Annotated in this window: 21 protein-coding genes; 7 read left to right on the top strand and 14 right to left on the bottom strand. The window is 70.0% G+C overall.

The features are described 5' to 3' along the window. Positions 1-43 precede the first annotated feature (43 nt). On the bottom strand, positions 44-391 hold the full coding sequence (locus IE206_RS13820; RefSeq protein WP_189962422.1) for a PRC-barrel domain-containing protein: 348 nt from the start codon (positions 389-391) through the stop codon (positions 44-46). A 234-nt stretch (positions 392-625) separates the two neighbouring features. On the opposite strand from IE206_RS13820, the gene IE206_RS13825 reads away from it, so the two are divergent. Further along, the gene (locus IE206_RS13825) at positions 626-1,126 is read left to right on the top strand and encodes a flavin reductase family protein (protein WP_226599491.1); all 501 of its coding nucleotides are present in this window, start codon (positions 626-628) and stop codon (positions 1,124-1,126) included. A 56-nt stretch (positions 1,127-1,182) separates the two neighbouring features. Beyond that, positions 1,183-2,028, top strand: coding sequence for an SDR family NAD(P)-dependent oxidoreductase (locus IE206_RS13830; RefSeq protein ID WP_189962423.1), 846 nt, complete (start codon positions 1,183-1,185; stop codon positions 2,026-2,028). 10 nt (positions 2,029-2,038) lie between these two features. Here the strand turns inward: IE206_RS13830 and IE206_RS13835 are convergent, their stop codons facing one another. The 5 genes from IE206_RS13835 to IE206_RS13855 form a co-directional block, all read right to left on the bottom strand. Further along, positions 2,039-2,626, bottom strand: a complete 588-nt coding sequence (locus IE206_RS13835; RefSeq protein ID WP_189962424.1) for an isochorismatase family protein — start codon at positions 2,624-2,626, stop codon at positions 2,039-2,041. Between the two features lie 71 nt (positions 2,627-2,697). Beyond that, complete coding sequence (locus IE206_RS13840) at positions 2,698-3,147, bottom strand: MarR family winged helix-turn-helix transcriptional regulator (RefSeq protein WP_189962425.1); 450 nt, start codon at positions 3,145-3,147, stop codon at positions 2,698-2,700. Positions 3,148-3,272: 125 nt separating this feature from the next. After that, a complete protein-coding gene (locus IE206_RS13845) occupies positions 3,273-3,770 on the bottom strand; it encodes a hypothetical protein (RefSeq protein WP_189962426.1) in 498 nt (165 codons plus the stop codon). 62 nt (positions 3,771-3,832) lie between these two features. Next, on the bottom strand, positions 3,833-4,345 hold the full coding sequence (locus IE206_RS13850; RefSeq protein ID WP_189962427.1) for a RipA family octameric membrane protein: 513 nt from the start codon (positions 4,343-4,345) through the stop codon (positions 3,833-3,835). 234 nt (positions 4,346-4,579) lie between these two features. Further along, entirely contained in the window at positions 4,580-5,005 is a 426-nt protein-coding gene (locus IE206_RS13855) for a DUF5997 family protein (RefSeq protein ID WP_189962428.1), read from the bottom strand. A 57-nt stretch (positions 5,006-5,062) separates the two neighbouring features. Here IE206_RS13855 and IE206_RS13860 point away from each other — a divergent pair, with 57 nt between their 5' ends. Continuing rightward, complete coding sequence (locus IE206_RS13860) at positions 5,063-5,851, top strand: LysR family transcriptional regulator substrate-binding protein (protein ID WP_189962429.1); 789 nt, start codon at positions 5,063-5,065, stop codon at positions 5,849-5,851. Between the two features lie 20 nt (positions 5,852-5,871). Here IE206_RS13860 and IE206_RS13865 read toward each other — a convergent pair whose 3' ends face one another. Then, entirely contained in the window at positions 5,872-7,395 is a 1,524-nt protein-coding gene (locus tag IE206_RS13865; protein WP_189962430.1) for an MDR family MFS transporter, read from the bottom strand. A 160-nt stretch (positions 7,396-7,555) separates the two neighbouring features. Here IE206_RS13865 and IE206_RS13870 point away from each other — a divergent pair, with 160 nt between their 5' ends. From IE206_RS13870 to IE206_RS13880, 3 genes are all read left to right on the top strand, one after another. Next, on the top strand, positions 7,556-8,137 hold the full coding sequence (locus IE206_RS13870; RefSeq protein WP_189962431.1) for a TetR/AcrR family transcriptional regulator: 582 nt from the start codon (positions 7,556-7,558) through the stop codon (positions 8,135-8,137). Positions 8,138-8,312: 175 nt separating this feature from the next. Then, a complete protein-coding gene (locus IE206_RS13875) occupies positions 8,313-9,419 on the top strand; it encodes a hypothetical protein (RefSeq protein ID WP_189962432.1) in 1,107 nt (368 codons plus the stop codon). Between the two features lie 91 nt (positions 9,420-9,510). After that, a complete protein-coding gene (locus IE206_RS13880) occupies positions 9,511-11,154 on the top strand; it encodes a GMC oxidoreductase (RefSeq protein WP_189962433.1) in 1,644 nt (547 codons plus the stop codon). A gap of 70 nt (positions 11,155-11,224) precedes the next feature. Here IE206_RS13880 and IE206_RS13885 read toward each other — a convergent pair whose 3' ends face one another. The 5 genes from IE206_RS13885 to IE206_RS13905 form a co-directional block, all read right to left on the bottom strand. Beyond that, on the bottom strand, positions 11,225-11,704 hold the full coding sequence (locus tag IE206_RS13885) for a carboxymuconolactone decarboxylase family protein (RefSeq protein WP_189962434.1): 480 nt from the start codon (positions 11,702-11,704) through the stop codon (positions 11,225-11,227). Next, positions 11,701-12,783: an NAD(P)H-dependent amine dehydrogenase family protein gene (locus IE206_RS13890; RefSeq protein ID WP_189962435.1), complete on the bottom strand. Its 1,083-nt coding sequence runs from the start codon at positions 12,781-12,783 to the stop codon at positions 11,701-11,703. Before IE206_RS13890 ends, IE206_RS13885 begins: the two co-directional genes overlap by 4 nt. An 84-nt stretch (positions 12,784-12,867) precedes the next feature. Beyond that, positions 12,868-13,770: a carbohydrate-binding protein gene (locus IE206_RS13895; RefSeq protein ID WP_189962436.1), complete on the bottom strand. Its 903-nt coding sequence runs from the start codon at positions 13,768-13,770 to the stop codon at positions 12,868-12,870. Between the two features lie 210 nt (positions 13,771-13,980). Further along, entirely contained in the window at positions 13,981-14,787 is an 807-nt protein-coding gene (locus tag IE206_RS13900; protein WP_189962437.1) for a class F sortase, read from the bottom strand. Next, the gene (locus tag IE206_RS13905; protein ID WP_189962438.1) at positions 14,774-15,370 is read right to left on the bottom strand and encodes a hypothetical protein; all 597 of its coding nucleotides are present in this window, start codon (positions 15,368-15,370) and stop codon (positions 14,774-14,776) included. Before IE206_RS13905 ends, IE206_RS13900 begins: the two co-directional genes overlap by 14 nt. A 386-nt stretch (positions 15,371-15,756) precedes the next feature. Between IE206_RS13905 and IE206_RS13910 the strand changes: the two genes are divergently transcribed. Continuing rightward, complete coding sequence (locus IE206_RS13910) at positions 15,757-16,137, top strand: peptidase inhibitor family I36 protein (protein WP_189962439.1); 381 nt, start codon at positions 15,757-15,759, stop codon at positions 16,135-16,137. Between the two features lie 110 nt (positions 16,138-16,247). Here the strand turns inward: IE206_RS13910 and IE206_RS13915 are convergent, their stop codons facing one another. Next, a complete protein-coding gene (locus IE206_RS13915; RefSeq protein WP_189962440.1) occupies positions 16,248-16,691 on the bottom strand; it encodes a DUF6294 family protein in 444 nt (147 codons plus the stop codon). A 61-nt stretch (positions 16,692-16,752) separates the two neighbouring features. Continuing rightward, entirely contained in the window at positions 16,753-17,058 is a 306-nt protein-coding gene (locus IE206_RS13920; RefSeq protein WP_189962441.1) for a hypothetical protein, read from the bottom strand. Positions 17,059-17,415: the final 357 nt, after the last annotated feature.

The raw sequence follows: 17,415 nt of genomic DNA on the forward strand, positions 1-17,415 counted from the left end.
GCCCGGCCGGAGTTGACGGCCGGGCATCGCGAGAGCGGGAACGTCACATGTGCGGGCGTCCGTAGTAGCCGCCGATCTGCTCGTGGTAGGCCGGGTCCCCGAGGTGCTTCTCCTTGTCGAACTCGGGGGAGTCCTTGATCTGTTCCTTGGTGCACGCGACGTAGATCTTCTTCTCGGCCGCGTCGACGCGCGTGAGGACCCCGGCCGGCAGCAGGACGTGCTTGCCGAAGATCCAGGGGCCGGTGTCCACGACGATGTACGAGGAGCTGACCTCCTCGGAGTACTTGTCGACCTTGCCGATGCTTCCGTCGGTCGCCTCGACCTTGAACCCGGTCAGGTCGGTACCCGGCTGGTACGAGGCTGCCTGGGGGTAGGCCCAGATGTTCTCCATGGTGAAGGAATCCCTTCGTATGGACGGTGGGTGCGGGGTGCGGACGGCGAGCGCCGTAGGTGCACGACACGGCGCGTCCGCGCACCGCCCGGGTTCCCGCGACCCCCGCCCCTACACTCCGCTCGGCGGGCCGGGCCGCTGCTTTCGGCCGATCGGCCGACCCGGGGCGTGCCGGAAGCCGCCTCCTGTGGTCGGCTGGTCGCAGCCCGACGACGAGGTGAGGGGTTGAGCAGGGTGAGTGCCGTGCAGGAGTTCCTCGACCGCCTCGACTACCCGATGTACGTCGTCACGGCGGCGGCCGGCGAGGAACGCGCCGGGTGTCTGGTGGGGTTCGCCTCGCAGTGCTCGATGGTGCCGGTGCGGTTCATGGTGTGGCTGTCCACGGCCAACAGGACGTACCGCGTGGCCTGTTCGGCCGATTTCCTCGCCGTGCACCTGCTGAGCCGCGCCCAGTACGACCTGGCCGAGCACTTCGGTGGCCGGACGGGCGACGAGGTCGACAAGTTCGCCGACGTCGCCTGGCACGAGGGGCCGGCGGGCACGGTCCTGCTCGATGAGGCCCCCGACTGGTTCGTGGGGCGGGTCGAGCGGCGTACGGACGGCGGGGATCACGTCGGGTTTCTGCTCAGCCCACTGGAAGACGCGGCTCCCGAACTGCGGGCGCCCGACTGGCAGCCGTTCCGGCTGAGCGACAGCGAGGGCATCGAGGCCGGTCATCCTGTGCCGGGTGCATGAGGACGTACCGGGTGCATGAGTATGCGTACGCCTGCCGACGAATCTAGGAGAACCGCATGACCGCCGAACGCACTGTCCTGATCACCGGAACGTCCTCCGGCATCGGCCTGGCCGCCGCGGTCGGCGCGGCCCGGGCCGGCCTGCGGGTCGTCGCCACCATGCGCGACACGGCGAAGGCGGGCCCGCTGAGGGAGGCCGCGGCCGAGGCGCGGGTCGCCGACCGTGTCGCCGTGAAGCGCCTGGACGTCGTCGACGCCGGGTCCGTCATGGCCTGCCTGGGCGAGGTGATCGACGAGTACGGGCGGCTCGACGCGCTGGTGAACAACGCGGGCGCCGGGTACGTCGGCACCGTCGAGCAGGACGGCATGGACCCGGTGCGCGCCACGATGGAGGTGAACTTCTTCGGCGTCGTCGAGGCGACCCGCGCCGCGCTGCCCCATCTGCGCGCCTCACAGGGCCGCGTCATCACCGTCACCAGCGTCGGCGGTGTGGTCGGGCAGCCCTTCAACGAGGCCTACTGCGCGGCCAAGTTCGCCGTCGAGGGCTTCATGGAGTCCCTCGCGCCGGTCGCCGCCACCCTCGGAGTGCACGTCACCGTCGTCGAGCCGGGCGCCGTGGCCAGCGAGTTCGTCGCGAGCCAAGAGCTGGACGTCCCCGCCCTGCTGGAGGCCGCGGGCCCGTACGCCCCGGCGCTGCGGGCCTACATCGAGCGCGCCACCAAAACCTTCACCAGCGCCCAGACCCCGGACGAGGCCGCGGCTCCTGTCATCGCCGCGCTCACCGCCGACCGGCCGCCCTTCCGGGTCCAGACCTCCGACTGGGCCCGGGACTTCACCGGCACCAAGCTCGCCGACCTGGACGGCTCGGCCGTGCAGTCCCTCACCGGATCGTGGGTGGGCTGAGGAGAGGGCGTCAGACGGTGCGGGTCTTGGCCAGCAGCTCGCCGATCTCCGCGGTGGTGCCGGTCTCGCCGAGGCGGGGAAAGATCCGCTCGATGCTGTTGAGGTGGGCCTGCGGGGTCAGGTCGGTCATCGCGTCGGTGGCCAGCGTGACGTGGTAGCCGTGCTCGTGCGCGGCCCGGGCGGTCGACTCGACGCCGATGCTGGTGGCCACTCCCGTCAGCACGATCTGGGTGATGCCGCGGCGGCGGAGCTGGACGTCGAGGTCGGTGCCGTGGAACGCGCCCCAGTTGTGCTTGGTGACCCGGATGTCCTCGGGGTGCCCGGACAGCTCGTCGACGATGACGTCCCAGCCCTCGGGGCGCTGGGCGCTGCTGACGCCCGCCTCCGTGCGCCCCGGGGCGACGTCCGCTCCGTCGGCGGCGAACGAGACGCGTACGAGCACGACGGGCAGCCCGTGCGAGCGGAAGGCGTCCGCCAGCTCTACCGTGCGGGCCACGACGTCGGCGGTGGAGTGGGGCTGGGTGGGAGCGGCGACGATGCCTCGCTGGAGGTCGATGACGACGAGTGCCGTGTTCGGGTCGAGCGTGGTGAGAGCCATGGTGGTGCCTTTCCTATGTGCTGCTCAGGGGGTGAGTCGGCCCGGGGTGCGGTGCGCGGACGGCCAGCGCCTCATGGCTGGGCGAGGCGTTCGAGGAGGGCCATCGCCTCGGTGATCGTGGCGCGCTCTTCCTCGGTGTAGCGGTCCTGGAAGGCCTGGGTGAGCCATTCCGCGCGGGCCTGCCGATTGCCCTCGGCGCGCTCGCGGCCCGCCGGGGTGAGGGTGACCAGCTGACGGCGGCCGTCCTCGGGGTCGGGGCTGCGCTGGATCAGGCCCTGCTGGTCGAGGGCCGCGAGCGTGGCGGCCATCGACTGCGGCCGCACCCCCTCGGTGGCCGCGAGGGCACTGGCCGAGGCGGCCCCGCCCTTGTCGATGAGGGTCAGCGCGGACACCTGCGAGGGGGTGAGGTCCTGCGTGTCGGCGACCTCGCGGAGCCGGCGCCGCAACCGGCTGAACACCACCCGCAGGTCGCGCGCCGCGCGGACGGCGGACACGGAGATGCCGTGAGGGACGTCTTCCATGCCCCTAACGTAAATTCTTCAGGCAAGACTGTCCAGTTTTGGCTGAACAGATTCGGCTGAAGAAACTCGGGTTCCTCAGTCACGGCCCGGCGGCGCGCTGCGGTCCCGCCGGGACGAGCCCCCGGTCAGGTATTGGCGCTGGTTCTCACCGCCTCGGGCGGCCACACCACGTCGACCCGTACTCCGGCCGCCCGCGCCGCGGCCACGACGTCCGCGGTTCCTCCGCCCCGGCCCGACGGCGCGCCGCTGTCCCACACGGCCACCAGGCGGTCCGCCCCCTGGAGCAGGCGGCGGTTCGCCGCCTCGTAGGCCTCGCGGCCCGCGTGCTCGTACGGCATGACCACCACTTCGCCGGCGGCGTCGAGAAGGGCGTCGAACTGTGCGAGGTCCGCCGCCCGCACCTCGGCCTCCCGGTAGTCGCGGGACGGGACGATCGCGCACAGCCGGCCGCCGAGGGCCAGTACCTCCTGGGCGAAGAGGGTGTCGGCGCCCCGGGCGATGCACGAGCGCCCCACCAGGTCGCCGCCCTCGAACTGCCCGAGCAGCCTGCGGAGTTCGGCGCGCACCGGCCCGGTGGACTCGGGAGCCAGGTGCATATGGCCGGTGACGGCGATCGTGGTCACGTGACAATGTCCTTCCGGGCCAGGGTGGTTGTCCGTCACGCTACGGGACGGTCCGGTGCGCATCACACCGCGAGGGCGATGAATCCCAGGAGGTAGGTGCTCGCGAAGATGACGGGGATCCAGCGCTCGACATGGGTCAGCGGCAGATAGACGCGCCAGTCCCGGCCCCCGCCGAGCGCCTCCCATTCGGCCCGGTGGAAGGCGCGGGCCGGGAGGCGCTCCTCCAGGGCGCCTATGACCTGGAACTTCCCGTCGTTCAGCTGCCGGTAGGAGCTCAGCGTGAACCACCACGCGGTGCACAGGGCGAGCAGCACCAGGAGGCCCGAGAGGAGCAGCAGGACCGAGAGCTTGCCGTGCTGCGACTGGGACAGCCACGCGCCGAGGAAGGCGACCAGGCCGCTGTGGAGCGTGAGGAAGAAGGTGTTGGCCAGGTTCCGGCGGGCGCTGACGCGGTCGGCCATCTCGACGCACAGCTTGTACTGCTCGAAGACGGCCGCACGGTACGTCGCCTTCTCCGCGCCGTAGTCGGACTCGGTGACGTCCTCGTTCCACACTGCTTCGCTGATCTCGGACATGGCGGCATCATGCCCCAACCGCCACCGCCCGACCCTCGTCTTGGACAACCCCGGTCCGACGGCCGGGTGCGCCGTCGGTGACGCTGCGTCAAGAAGGGTAATTCGTCGCGCTCTTACGTGAGTTGGGGACCGGCCGGAGCGGGCACCAACGCAAAGCGCCGCCGACCGGGTGCTTGGCAACCGGTCAGCGGCACTCTCGTACAGCTGTTTGGCGTCGGCGGACGCCGGGGTGGGTCAGGAGCGGGGGCCGCGGGGCTCGTCGGCCTGCTGCGCGCTCTTCTCCCTGTCCTTCTCGTGCTTCTCCTTGATGCGGACCGCTTCCTTGCGGACCTCGGCCTGCGTGGCGCGCTCCTTCTGCAGCCACTCGGGGTTGTCCTGCTTCAGCGCGTCGATCTGCTCCGTGGTGAGGGCCTCGGTGACCCCGCCGCGCGCGAGGCCCGCGATGGAGATGCCGAGCTTGGCCGCGACCACGGGCCGGGGGTGCGGGCCGGTCCGTCGCAGGTCCTGCAGCCACTGGGGCGGGTCGGCCTGCAGGGCGTTCAGTTCGGTACGCGAGACGACACCCTCCTGGAACTCGGCGGGGGTGGCCTCGAGGTACACACCCAGCTTCTTCGCCGCGGTCGCGGGCTTCATCGTCTGGGTGGTCTGGTGCGACGTCATGTGTCAAGAGTAGCGAGCGTGTGCGATACCGCTGACCACGACCGGTAACCTGGCGGAGTGACAGGCTCGGAAGAATCCCCATCGTTCCGGCTCGCCTACGTTCCGGGTGTGACGCCGAGCAAGTGGGTGCGGATCTGGAACGAGCGGCTGCCCGACGTCCCCCTGACCCTCAGCACGGTGACCGCCGCCGAGGCGCCCGACGTGCTGCGCGGCCGTGGCGCGGACGCGGGATTCGTACGCCTGCCGATCGACCGTACGGATCTCAGCGCGATCCCCCTGTACACCGAGACGACGGTCGTCGTGGTCCCCAAGGATCACCTCGTGGCGGCGGTCGAGGAGGTGTCCGCCGAGGAGCTGGCCGACGAGATCGTGCTGCACCCCCTCGACGACACCCTGGACTGGGAGCGCCCGCCGGGCCGTCCCGCACTGGAGCGCCCCGCCACGACCGAGGACGCCATCGAGCTGGTGGCGGCCGGAGTGGGCCTCCTCGTCGTGCCGCAGTCGCTCGCCCGCCTGTACCACCGCAAGGACCTCACGTACCGGACGATCACGGGCGTCCCCGAGTCGCGCGTGGCCCTTTCGTGGCCGGAGGAGGAGCCCACTCCCGACCTGGTCGAGGAGTTCATCGGGATCGTCCGCGGTCGTACGGTGAACAGCTCCCGCGGCCGTACGCCGACGCCGCCCCAGCCCAAGCAGAAGCGTTCCGACAAGGGCGGCGCCCAGCGCAAGCCCGCGGCGGGCAAGGCTGGCGGCAAGTCGGGCAAACCCGGCGCCAAGAACCCGCGAGGCGGCTCCGGCGCGACGAAGGGCGCCTCCAAGCGAGGCAAGCCCCGCCGCCGGCCGTAGTCCCTCCGCCCGTAGTCGCCCTACACGGCGGCCTTGCTCTGCGCGTCCGCCTGGACGGGCTGCGGCTTGCCCCGCAGCGGGACCTCCTTGACGCACAGCGCGGCGACGAAGGCGGCCGCGCACAGCACGGCTGCGGTCAGGAAGATCTGATGGGTGCCCCGGGTCACCGCATGCAGGTAGGCGTCCCTGGCCGCGACGGGCAGGGACGCGAGCGAGTCGGCATCCGGCGCACTGCCCGACCCCGTACCGGGCAGGTGGGCGGTGACGGCGCCGGTGAACAGGGAGCCGAAGACCGCGACGCCCAGTGATCCGCCGATGGTGCGGAACAGGTTCATCGAGGCCGAGGCGGCCCCCATGTCGCGCATCTCGACGCTGTTCTGCGCCATCGTCATCACCATCTGCATCTGAGCGCCGAGGCCGATGCCCACGAGGGCCATGTAGCAACTGGTCACCGTGCGCGAGGTGTTGACGTCCATGGTGGACAGGAGGAACAGGCCGGCCGCCATGCAGGCCGCGCCCGCCACGGGGAAGATCTTGTACCTGCCGGTGGCCGACATGTACCTGCCGCCCAGCTGCGAGACGAGCACCACCGGGATCATCATCGGCAGGAGCAGCAGCCCCGAGTCGGCCGCCGAGGCCCCCTGCACGGTCTGCTGGAACAGCGGCAGATACAGCGCGCAGCCGAACATGACGACCCCGGCCACCAGGATCAGCGCGGAGGCCAGCGGGAAGTTGCGGTGCCCCGTGAACACCCTGAGCGGAAGCACCGGTTCGGCGGCCCGCCGCTGCGAGGCGATGAACGCGGCCGTGCCCATGGCGGCCAGCGCGAACAGGCCGAGGATCTGCCACGAGATCCAGGCGTACGTCGATCCGGCCCAGGTCGCGGCCAGGACGAGCGCGCAGATGGTGGCCGTCAACAAGGTGATCCCCCGCCAGTCGACGCGGGCGGGGGAGCGGTGCGCCGGCAGGTGCAGCATCAGCAGGCACCAGACGAAGGCGACCACGCCGAGCGGCAGGTTGAGGTAGAACGCCCAGCGCCAGCCGATGTGCCCGGTGACGAAACCGCCCAGCAGCGGGCCGCCGACCGTGCCGATCGCCATCACGGACGCGGTCATGCCCTGGTAGCGGCCGCGTTCGCGTGGCGGCACGAGGGAGGCGATGAGGGCGAAGGCGCCGGCTCCGATGCCGCCGGCGCCCAGGCCCTGGAGCACCCGGAAGGCGATCAGCTGGGTCATCGAATGGGCGGCGCCGGACAGCGCCGAGCCCACCACGAACACGGCCACCGAGGCCAGATACATGTGCTTGCGGCCGTACAGATCGCCGAACTTCCCCCACACCGGAGTCGAGGCGGCCGTGGCCAGGGTGTAGGCGGTCACGACCCAGGCGATGTGCGCCAGGCCGCCGAGGTCGCCGACGATCGTCGGCATCGCGGTGCCGACGACCATGTTGTCGAGCATCGAGAGCAGCATCGCGAGCATGACACCGAGCAGCGCCCAGCGGACGTTCCGGGCCGCGACGGCCGGTTCGGGTACGGATGCGGACATGGCTGATCACTCTTTCCACGAGGGAGATGCGAGGGGTGCGGGAGAGCCGGGCGGAAGGGGGCGGAGCGGCGTGCCCGGGCATTCCAAAAAAGCACACTCACTAAAAATGTGCAACGAGTGAACTTTTCGATCGCGCCAACCCAGGGGTAGGCTGATCGTCATGACCGAGACGATGGGGCGCCGGGAGCGCAAGAAGGCGGCCACCCGGCAGGCGCTGGCCGATGCGGCGCTCCAGCTGTTCCTGGAGCGGGGCTACGACCAGGTCGGCATCAAGGACATCGCCGACGCCGCCGATGTGTCGACGACGACGCTGTTCAAGCACTTCTCCGGCAAGGAGGCGCTGGTCTTCGACGACGACGCCGGGCAGGAGGCGGCCCTCGTGGCCGCGGTGCGCGAGCGCCCGACGGGCCGGTCCATCCCCGCCGCCCTGCGCGAGCACATCCTGAAGAACAAGATCGACGCGGGCGCCGGGGACTCCGAATTCGCCCGGTTCATGGCGCTCGTCGAGGGCACCCCGGCGCTGCGCGACTACGCGCACCGCATGTGGCTGCGCCACGAGGTGGCCCTGGCTCAGGCCATCGCCGAGGACATCGGTGCCGCGAAGGACGACCCCGTGTGCGCGGCGCTGGCGAGGTTCGCCCTGGAGACCCTGAGCCTGGCGAGGGCCCAGCCCGACTCCCGCAAGGCAGTGGAAGCCGCCTTCGCGCTCCTCGAAAAGGGCTGGCAGGTCGCAGCGCCCTGAAGCCCGCCCTGAAGCCGCGGCGCCCTGAAGGGGCGCGAGGCTGAAGCCCTGTCAGGACCCGGCCCCCGAAAGCCTGGCCGGGCCTTGCGGTGTGCCCGCTCCGGGGCGACGTAACCTTCCTGTGGCCGGGCGAGGGCAGGCGCCGCCCGGCATACCGGAAAGGAACAACCTCCAGGTGAGAGCAGTGTTCGGCGTGCTCGGCGCCGTCCTCGTGCTCGGGATCTTCTCCTCGGTGCTGCGCACCCTGGTGATTCCCCGGCCGACCCGATCCAGCTTCACCCGGATCGTCCAGCAGGCGGTGCGCTGGCCCTTCCAACGGGTGGCCGACCTGTTGCGCGGGGCCGAGGCCAAGGACCGGGTGCTCGCGCCGGTCGCCCCGCTGTCCATCGTGGTCACCCTGATGGGCTGGCTGCTCTTCTTCATGATCGGCTATGGACTGCTCGAAGCGGCGGTGAGCGGGCTCGGCCTGCGGGAGTCGATGACCGAGTCCGGCTCCTCGCTCTTCACCCTCGGCTTCGCCGCCGGCAACCGGGCCAGCCTGAATGCGATCGACTTCTGCGCGGCGGCCACCGGGCCCATCGTCATCGGCCTCCAGATCGGCTATCTGCCCACCCTGTACGCCGCCTATCAGCGCCGCGAAACCGAGGTCACCCTGCTCCAGGCCCGCGCCGGCAGCCCGCCCTGGGGGCCCGAGATCCTCGCCCGGTACGCGCAGGTCGAGTTGGTGAACAGCATCGGCGAACTGTTCGCCGGCTGGGAACGCTGGAGCGCCGAGGTGGGGGAGAGCCACACCACCTACCCGGTGCTCATCCACTTCCGCTCCCCGAAGGCGACCCGCAACTGGCTGATCGCCCTCCTTGCGGTGATGGACGCGGCCGCTCTCCAGCTCGCCTTCAACCCGTCCCAGCCACAGGCCGACGTACGGATGGCGCTGCGCGCGGGATTCGTCTGCCTCCGCGACATCGCCGACCTCCAGGGCATCCCGTACGACTCCGATCCCCACCCGGACGGCCCGCTGGTCCTGACCTACGAGGACTTCCTGGTCGGGGTGGTCCGGATGCAGGAGCAGGGCTATCCCGCCGAGCGCAGCCCCGAGGAGGCGTGGCCGCACTTCCGGGGGTGGCGGGTCAACTACGAGGCCCTTGCGATGCGGATCGCGCGGGACATCGACGCCGTACCCGCGCCGTGGTCCGGGCCGCGCCGCACCCCGGTCGCCATCCGCACCCCGGTGACTCCGATCAACCGCAAACCGGCACCGGCGCCGCCGTTCAAGAGTGCGTAATGAGCCAGAAGTTACCTCCAGGTATCTAGTGACTTATCACGCAAGCGCCAGTAGAACCTGTTCTCACTCCATCGAGAGTGAGGAATGTCACATGAGTGACACTACCATGCAACCTTCAGGTTCCCAGGGTGTTTCGCGGCGAAGATTTATCGCTGGAACGGGTTCTATTCTCGGGGCCGCCGCGCTAGTCGGCCACGGCACTGCGGCGCATGCGGCGACCGTGGCCCAGGCCGCCCCGATCGGAGACGGCGCCCATGTCCCGGCCCTCGTGATCGGCACCGGATACGGCGGTTCGGTCGCGGCACTGCGGCTCGCGCAGGCGGGCGTCGACGTGCAGATGATCGAGATGGGGATGGCCTGGGACACCCCCGGCTCGGACGGCAAGATCTTCTGCAACACGACCGCGCCGGACTACCGCTCGTACTGGCTGCGCACCAAGACCAAGCAGCCCCTGAGCAACTTCTTCGGCATCCCGATCGACAAGGACATCCCCCGCTACACCGGGATCCTGGATGCCGAGGACTTCAGCGGCATCACCGTGTACCAGGGCCGCGGGGTCGGCGGCGGTTCGCTGGTCAACGGTGGCATGGCGGTCACGCCCAAGCGGGAGAACTTCGGCGCCATCCTCCCGTCCGTCAACCCCGACGAGATGTACAACACCTACTACCCGCGCGCCAACGCCGGACTCGGCTCGGGGCTCATCGACCCGGCCTGGTTCGACACCGTGGACTGCTACCAGTTCGCCCGCGTCGGCCGCAAGCAGGCGGGGCGCTCCGGCTTCCCGTTCGTGTTCGTGCCCGACGTGTACGACTGGGACTACATGCAGCGGGAAGCGGCCGGCACCGTCCCCAAGTCGGCCGTCGCGGGCGAGATCCTGTACGGCAACAACTACGGCAAGAAGTCGCTCCAGAAGACCTATCTCGCCCAGGCCAAGTCGACCGGCAGGGTCACCATCTCGCCACTGCACAGGGTCACTTCGGTCTCCCCGGGCTCCGGCGGCTACACCGTCGTCATCGAGCAGCTCAACACCAACGGCGACGTCACCGCCACCAAGACCGTCACCTCGGACAAGGTGTTCTTCGCGGCCGGCAGCGTCGGCACCAGCAAACTCCTCGTCAAACTGAAGGCCACCGGCGCGCTGCCCAACCTCAACGGCGAGATCGGCCGTGGCTGGGGCGACAACGGCAACGTCATGTGCGGCCGTGCCAACTACCTGTGGGACCCTACCGGCAAGGTCCAGGCGGCCATCCCGTGCGGCGGCATCGACAACTGGAACGCGGGCGGTGCGTTCGCCGAGGTCGCGCCGCTGCCCACCGGCATCGAGACGTACGCCTCGTTCTACCTGTCGATCACCAAGAACCCCAACCGCGGCACGTTCTCCTGGAACCCCGCGGCAGGCCGGGTCGACCTGGACTGGCAGACCGCCTGGAAACAGGCGTCCATCGACATGGCCAGGACCATCTTCGACAAGATCAACGCGACGGAGGGGACGATCTACCGCACCGACCTGTTCGGCGCGTACAAGATCTGGAACGACACGCTCACCTACCACCCGCTGGGCGGCGCGGTGCTCAACAAGGCAACCGACAACTACGGGCGCCTGTACGGCTATCCGGGCCTGTACGTCATCGACGGCTCGCTGATCCCGGGCAACACCAGCGTCAATCCGTTCGTCACCATCACGGCGCTCGCCGAACGGAACATCGAGAAGATCATCGCCGCCGATCTCGCGTGACGGCGCGAACGCGGGGCCGCCCGGGACGCCGGACGGCCCCTTTCAGTGCGTCTTTTTCGAGTGCGTCGATTCAGTGCGTCGGCAGCACGCATACCGAGTCGAGGCCCAGCACGTGGTTGAGCCGGCCGAACGCCAGCCACGAGCCGATGCTCATGCTCAGCTCCACGATCTCGACCTGGCTGTAGTGCGCGGTCATCCGGCCCCAGAACTCCTCGTCGAGGCCGTGGTGGTCGAGCGCGTACCGCTCGGCGTACTCGGCGGCGAGCCGCGTACGGTCGTCGAAGGCGTCGGTGGTGCGCCACTCGGTGACCGCGTCGGCGAACGTCTCCTCGACCTTCTCGCCGTCCCGGTCGGTCCGCCAGTCCAGACAGAACCGGCATCCGTTGATCTGCGCGATCCGCAGCCGCGCGGCCTCGAACTCCCGCAGCCCCAGGGTCGTATGGGAGTAGACGGACAGGGAGAAGTTCGCGGCGGCCATGCCGATGCCGGGGACCATGTCGCCCCACACGTACCCGATCGGCTCCTGGCCCTCGGGGATGTCGATCCTCATCGTTGCTTCCTTCCGAGTCTGCCGACTGCCGGGCGCAGCGGGACGTCGAGCGCGTCGTAGAGGCCGGGTTCCGCGGCCACCAGCCAGTCGATGGCGTTCACCAGACGGCCGACCGCGGTGGCGTTGCCGCCCGCGGACCGGTTCTCGCCCTCGTCGCTCGCCTCGACGGTGACCTCGATGCGCGGGCGCCCCTCGATGACGACCCGGTGCGCCCCGTCGCCGCCGTCGGGCGGGACCGGCCAGTCCGGGGCGCAGGAGGGGTGGATGCGGGTGACGTGCTCGATGACGATGCGCGGTTCGCCCTCGACGATGCCCTGCACCTCGAACCGCACGGCACCCTGCGTGCCCGCCTCGAACGTGCCCATCGTGCGGGTGCTCACCGTGACGTCGAGCGCGCGCCGGTCCATGGTTTCGCGGATGTCGTCGAGATCGACGCCCAACGCCCTTGCCATGAGCCGCAGTTGACCGCCCCACACCATGGTGGGGATGGACGGTGCGAGCATCAGGGGCTCGTACTCCATCGGATGCCCCATGCCGATCAGATCGCGGACCGACTCCTCCTGGTCGTACGTGGAGTAGTCGAAGATCTCCTGGCAGCGGATCGCGTCCACGGTGCTGCCGAGCCCACTGATCAGCAGAGGCAGCACGTCGTTGCCCCAGCCCGGGTCGACGCCGGAGACGAACAGGGACCCGCCGCCCTCCGCGACGGCGGCGAGCACCGGGTCCCGGAATTCCGGCGGGGCGCCGCGGTGGTCGTAGAGCGGATACAGCGCGGGGGTGACCACCACGGCGCCCGCCCGTATCGCGCGGGTGACGTCGGCCAGGGCCTCGTCGGGCCGGATGTCGCCGGACGCCGCGTACACGACGGCCCGTGGGTGCTCGGCGAGGACGGCCTCGATGTCGTCGGTCGCGGCAACGCCCAACTGGCCGTCAAGTCCGGCGAGTTGAGCGGCGTCGCGGCCGGCCTTGGCCGGATCGTGGACCAGGACGGCCGCGAGCTCCAGTGCCGGATGGGCCTCCACGGCACGTATCGCCGCACGGCCGACATTGCCGGTGCCCCAGACAACCGTGGAAATCATGCGCGGAGGGTAGCGAGACGGCCCTGAGGTTCCTAGTGCCGTGCCCGGAAAAGATGGGCGTGCCGGGAAAAGACGGGGCTGCCTCTACTGGCGTACGGTCCAGTGGTCGTCGGCGCCCGCCCGGATGAAGTTCAACTGCGGGCACAGGAAGTCCTGTCCGGACGGATTGTCTTCGGTCCAGGGCGAGTCGGACGGGCTCGCGGGCTTCCACGTGCCGTTGTGGCGGAGCTCTATCGCGCTGCTGTCGAAGACGGTGTTGCGTGCCTCGGTGCAGTAGTAGCCCGAGCCGGTCGAGGGGTTCACGCTCGCGTATATCTCGAACATGTCCCAGCCGTGGGCGAGCCCGCTCTGGTCCTGACCGGACTGCCGATACAGCAACTCCCATCGCGCGGAACGGTAGTTGTAGAGGTACGACGACCAGCTGTTGCCGGAGCCGGGGTCCCGCACCAGCTGGACGCTGTAGGCGAGTTCGTCTCCCGACGGCCGGGTGTACTTCGCCTTGAAGTCCGCGTCGACGGCGACCGTCTTGGCCGGACCGCCCGCCCCGCACCAGTCCCAGGCCCATATCTCGTTGCCGCTGTTCCAGTAGGCGGTGACCACCTCCATGCAGGAGTTCTGCGCCTTGGTGGTGGGTGCGTAGGTGAAGTTGTCGGCGTCGCTCACGTGATAGTTCGGGTCGACGGTGTGGGTCGCGGTGATGCCGTCGTGGGTGCCCGGCCGGGGGAACACTCCCCACCAATTGTGGGTGGGCTCGGCCTGGTTCGTACGGAACGTGGTGCCGCGCCCCTTCTTGAGGGCCGCTACGGCACGGTCCCTCGCCGGGTTGCGGTCCGGCGTTCGGGCCCCGGCCACCGTGCCGCGATGGGGGGCGCTCGGGGAGGGGGCGGTTGCGGGGTGCGCGGGGGCGGGGTGGGCGCTCTGCGTCGAGGCGAGCCCTGCGGCGGCGGTGAGCAGGGCTGCGGCCAGGGCGGTTCTGTGTCGTCTCATGGTGGCTCCTCCAGGACCGTGCGTCATGGGATGTGACGAGGGTGGGGGGTGGAGCACGGCTCCCGGCCGCTTGGGTGGGGCGGCGTGGAGCCGGATGAGCGACTAGTAATGTCCATGTCATTGACAGGAGTGTCAATAGCCACCGAACGTCACCGGAATCCCAGGGGGTGCTTTTCGGCCGGGAGTTGATGCGGCCGGCGCTTGACGCGTTCAGTGCTTCCTGTGCTGCGGCTCCGGTGGGCGCGCGGGGGTGGTGCGGATGTCGGTGAGGTGGGCGAAGACGACGAGGTTGCTCTCGTACCCCGTCTTCGCGTTGAACCGGCCGGCGCAGGTGATCAGGCGCAGCTCGGGGCGGCCTGTCGGGCCGTACACCTCCTTGTCGGGGAAGCGTGCCTTCGCGTACGTCTTGATGCGGTCCACCGTGTACACGGCGATCTTGCCGTCGGCGCGGCGGACCTCGATCAGCCGACCCGGGTGCAGCATTTTGAGGCCGGCTAAGACGGCGGCTCCGACCCTGGTGTCGAGGTGTCCTACAGCGACGGCAGTGCCCAACTCGCCGGGCGACGGGCCGCCTTGATACCAGCCGGCCACCTTCGGGTTGTCCACGGGCGGGGTGGTGAGATGCCGCTGAGCGTCGAGGCCCAGGGCGACGACCGGCGCCTTGATTCCGAGGTACGGAATCGCAAGCGAGACCGCCGGGGAGGGCGGCAGCGGATGCGGCGACGCCACCGGAGGCGGGGTCACCGGAGGCGGGGTCACCGGATGCTGGACTACCGGCTGCGGGGCCACCGCGCGGGGGGACGCCGGGCGCGGGGATGCCGGGCCCCGGCTGTCGCCCGCCGGGTCGGCCGCCGCCTTGGCGAACCGCGGCCCGTCGCCGGCGGGCGGGGCCGGCTCGCCGTGGTGGGCCACCCAGACGCCGCCCACCACCAGGGACAGGGCCAGGGCCGCCGTCCTCGTCAGGCGGTAGGCGCGCGTCCGGTGCCGGGCGATGGGGGCGTGTCTACGCTGAGCCATCGGAACGGCGGCGGCGGAGTCGGCGGACATAGAGCACACCGGCGACCGAGACCAGTCCCAGGCCTGCCGCGGCTCCCGCCTGCGGAACGCCCGACGTCTCGGCGAGACCGCCGCCGCCCGCGGGCACCCCGCCGAGCGGCGCGCCGATCCTGGGGGAGCCCGGCGTGCAGTCGACCGTGAAGACCTTCTGCTTGCTCGCTCCGTTGCCGCCGGCGATGTTCCAGACGAGCTTGTACTGCCCGTCGGGCAGTGTCAGCGGCGTGGTGTACCCGGTGCCGCCCGCGAGTCTCAGGGTGCCGGTGAGGGTGGCACCGCCGGCCCTTGCCGGCTGGGGGCTGATGTTCCAGGTGACGCCCTGGACGGTGTCGAAGTTGAAGCCGTCCAGGTAGAAGCCGCAGACCCTCGGGTTGTTGCTCGGGTCGGTGAAGAGCGTCCCCATCGCGTGGATCTTCACGTCACCGTTGTCGCCGGGGGCGGCGAAAGCAGCCGATGTGCCGGCCAGGGCGGTTCCCGCGAGGGTGAGTGCCGCGACGGCGGCGGCCCGCGTACGCGGGTGGGTGAAGCCATGGAGTGCTGCAGGCATGCGCAGTTCCTCTGATCGGGATGATTGTCATACAAATCGGTGCTCTGTCTGATTCCTTCTCATGCCCACGCGGTACTGCGGCCGCGCCGCGCCGCGTGACCAGCCGGAAATCACCCGTCCGCCCCAATGCGACAGGCCGCGGGGCGCACGGGGCGGACCCCGGCGCACGACCCGAGCGTGCGCCGCCGTACTCCCATCCCCGTCCGGTCGGCGAGAAATGCCCTGATGATGCGCTTGGGGCGACGAAATACTGGGCGGTGATTTCGCGGGGCGGGTCCAGCGGTGCCACCGTTCGGCCCGGCTTCCCCGCGCCCATGCGGTCCTGAGTGGCCGGCCCACGGGGTGTGGCCCGCTCGGACCACCGACGAGAAAGAGGAGTTGCTCCTATGCGTCGTATCCACTCGTTCGCCGTCGCCTCCGTGGCGCTGGCCGCCGCGCTGGGCGTCGTACCCACCGCGACCGCGGCCCCCGCGGCGCCCGCACGGGCGGCGGCCTACAACTGCTCCCCCGGATACTTCTGCATCTACAGCGACTGGAACGGTTCGGGAACCCGTTGTCAGTGGTCGCAGTCCAGCCTGGCCAACACGGCGGACAACTGCTCCTTCATCCAGAGGGGCCAGAACGTGCGCTCCGTATGGAACAAGACAGGGCACCGCGTCCAGTACTACACGCAGACCAACTACCACGCGCGCGTCGGATCCACCCAGGCCGGCCAGGGCGGCAACCTCCAGGGCAACTACCAGATCCGCTCCTTCAAGCCCCAGTAGAACCATCCGGGCCATCGGTTGACGCGGAGGCGCATCCCGCGCCCAGCACATGAAGAAGCGGCGCTGTGCTCTGCGAAGCACAGCGCCGCCGCTTGAACCAGCTGCGGTTCTCAGCACTCGGAGTGCTGGACGACCCTCGCGATGGCGTGATAGACGCTGGGTTCGAAGGTGCCCTGCACCGTGTAGGTGTGGTGCTTGCTCGGCCACATGGTGGGGCTGTCGTAGGTCCCGGTGGTGTACAACGTCTGGCCCGACCCGTTGTTCAGCTTGAACCGCGAGTGCCAGATGTCCCCGCTCAAGGTGCGGGTCGTCCAGGTCGTGGCGTTGAACGTGAGTTTGCCGTCGGAGTAGAGCTGGAGGTGCCCGCCCGTCTGATGGCAGTCACCGACCCTCAGGTCGTCCCAGGTGAACCACTTGTAGTCGGCCGCCACTCCTGAACGGACCGAGCTCCCACGGGAATCGGCCGAAGCGGTCGCGGGATTGAGGACGAGGACGGTGGCACCGATGGCAGCCGCGGACACGAGGACTCTGCTCGCCCGCCGCAGAACGTTCATGGAGGAACTCCCTTGCTGTGAAGGTGATTCGGAGTGCTTGGCCGCCTGACCGGACATTGGGCTAGCCGGAACCGAATCCCACGCTGCGGGCGGGCAGGGGCGGCGGCCCGGTCTCGTCCCATGTCCCTCCGACGCCCACGATCGCGAGGAGCTGCTGGCACCCGGTGTCCGCGTAGACGAACGCGGTCGCGTCGGTGTCGTTGCCCGCGTGGGCCGCACCGCCGGGCAGCTGCAGGCACACGTCGTTCGGCGGATTGAACAGCGCGTCGAGTGTCCCGGTGTCGAATCGGGTGTACGGGAACTGTCCGTCGGCCGCCTGGGCGTTCGACGCCAGCAGGGCGATCAGGAGAAGAGCCCCGCCAACCACCGTTCCCAGCCGCCGAATTGGGGCTGTGCGCCGTTTGGGCGTCACTTTCCGCGTTGCTTTCCGCAGGATTCCTTGTGGCGTAACTCGCCAGTGCATAGGCACCCCCCTCTGGGTCCCTCGATGGTTCCGCAGGAAAAATGCCGCTGACAACCGCTCGAATGGGCGTGTACCGGCCTTCCGGGCGCCCGCCCGCGCCCGTGCGGGGAGGGTGTGCGCTGCGCCGTCCGGGTGAAGGCGAGTGTGAGTCCTTTCCGTTCCCATGCCCGGGAAGCAGGCTCAAATGGCCCAGCTACAGGGAGAGTTGGTCGAGGGAGGGAGGGGCCGCAGATGCAAGTACGCAGTCGCGCAATCGGTCGT

Origin of the sequence: Streptomyces violascens (assembly GCF_014649955.1) — a bacterium.
GTDB lineage: Bacteria > Actinomycetota > Actinomycetes > Streptomycetales > Streptomycetaceae > Streptomyces > Streptomyces violascens.

Bases quoted from the DNA above. Each gene is read 5' to 3' on its own strand.
- IE206_RS13880 (WP_189962433.1), top strand. From the start codon at position 9,511: ATGAGTGACACTACCATGCAACCTTCAGGTTCCCAGGGTGTTTCGCGG.
- IE206_RS13830 (WP_189962423.1), top strand. From the start codon at position 1,183: ATGACCGCCGAACGCACTGTCCTGATCACCGGAACGTCCTCCGGCATC.
- IE206_RS13885 (WP_189962434.1), bottom strand. From the start codon at position 11,704: ATGAGGATCGACATCCCCGAGGGCCAGGAGCCGATCGGGTACGTGTGG.
- IE206_RS13835 (WP_189962424.1), bottom strand. From the start codon at position 2,626: ATGGCTCTCACCACGCTCGACCCGAACACGGCACTCGTCGTCATCGAC.
- IE206_RS13820 (WP_189962422.1), bottom strand. From the start codon at position 391: ATGGAGAACATCTGGGCCTACCCCCAGGCAGCCTCGTACCAGCCGGGT.
- IE206_RS13855 (WP_189962428.1), bottom strand. From the start codon at position 5,005: ATGACGTCGCACCAGACCACCCAGACGATGAAGCCCGCGACCGCGGCG.
- IE206_RS13915 (WP_189962440.1), bottom strand. From the start codon at position 16,691: ATGAACGTTCTGCGGCGGGCGAGCAGAGTCCTCGTGTCCGCGGCTGCC.
- IE206_RS13905 (WP_189962438.1), bottom strand. From the start codon at position 15,370: ATGCCTGCAGCACTCCATGGCTTCACCCACCCGCGTACGCGGGCCGCC.
- IE206_RS13895 (WP_189962436.1), bottom strand. From the start codon at position 13,770: ATGAGACGACACAGAACCGCCCTGGCCGCAGCCCTGCTCACCGCCGCC.
- IE206_RS13865 (WP_189962430.1), bottom strand. From the start codon at position 7,395: ATGTCCGCATCCGTACCCGAACCGGCCGTCGCGGCCCGGAACGTCCGC.
- IE206_RS13890 (WP_189962435.1), bottom strand. From the start codon at position 12,783: ATGATTTCCACGGTTGTCTGGGGCACCGGCAATGTCGGCCGTGCGGCG.
- IE206_RS13870 (WP_189962431.1), top strand. From the start codon at position 7,556: ATGACCGAGACGATGGGGCGCCGGGAGCGCAAGAAGGCGGCCACCCGG.
- IE206_RS13900 (WP_189962437.1), bottom strand. From the start codon at position 14,787: ATGGCTCAGCGTAGACACGCCCCCATCGCCCGGCACCGGACGCGCGCC.
- IE206_RS13910 (WP_189962439.1), top strand. From the start codon at position 15,757: ATGCGTCGTATCCACTCGTTCGCCGTCGCCTCCGTGGCGCTGGCCGCC.
- IE206_RS13850 (WP_189962427.1), bottom strand. From the start codon at position 4,345: ATGTCCGAGATCAGCGAAGCAGTGTGGAACGAGGACGTCACCGAGTCC.
- IE206_RS13840 (WP_189962425.1), bottom strand. From the start codon at position 3,147: ATGGAAGACGTCCCTCACGGCATCTCCGTGTCCGCCGTCCGCGCGGCG.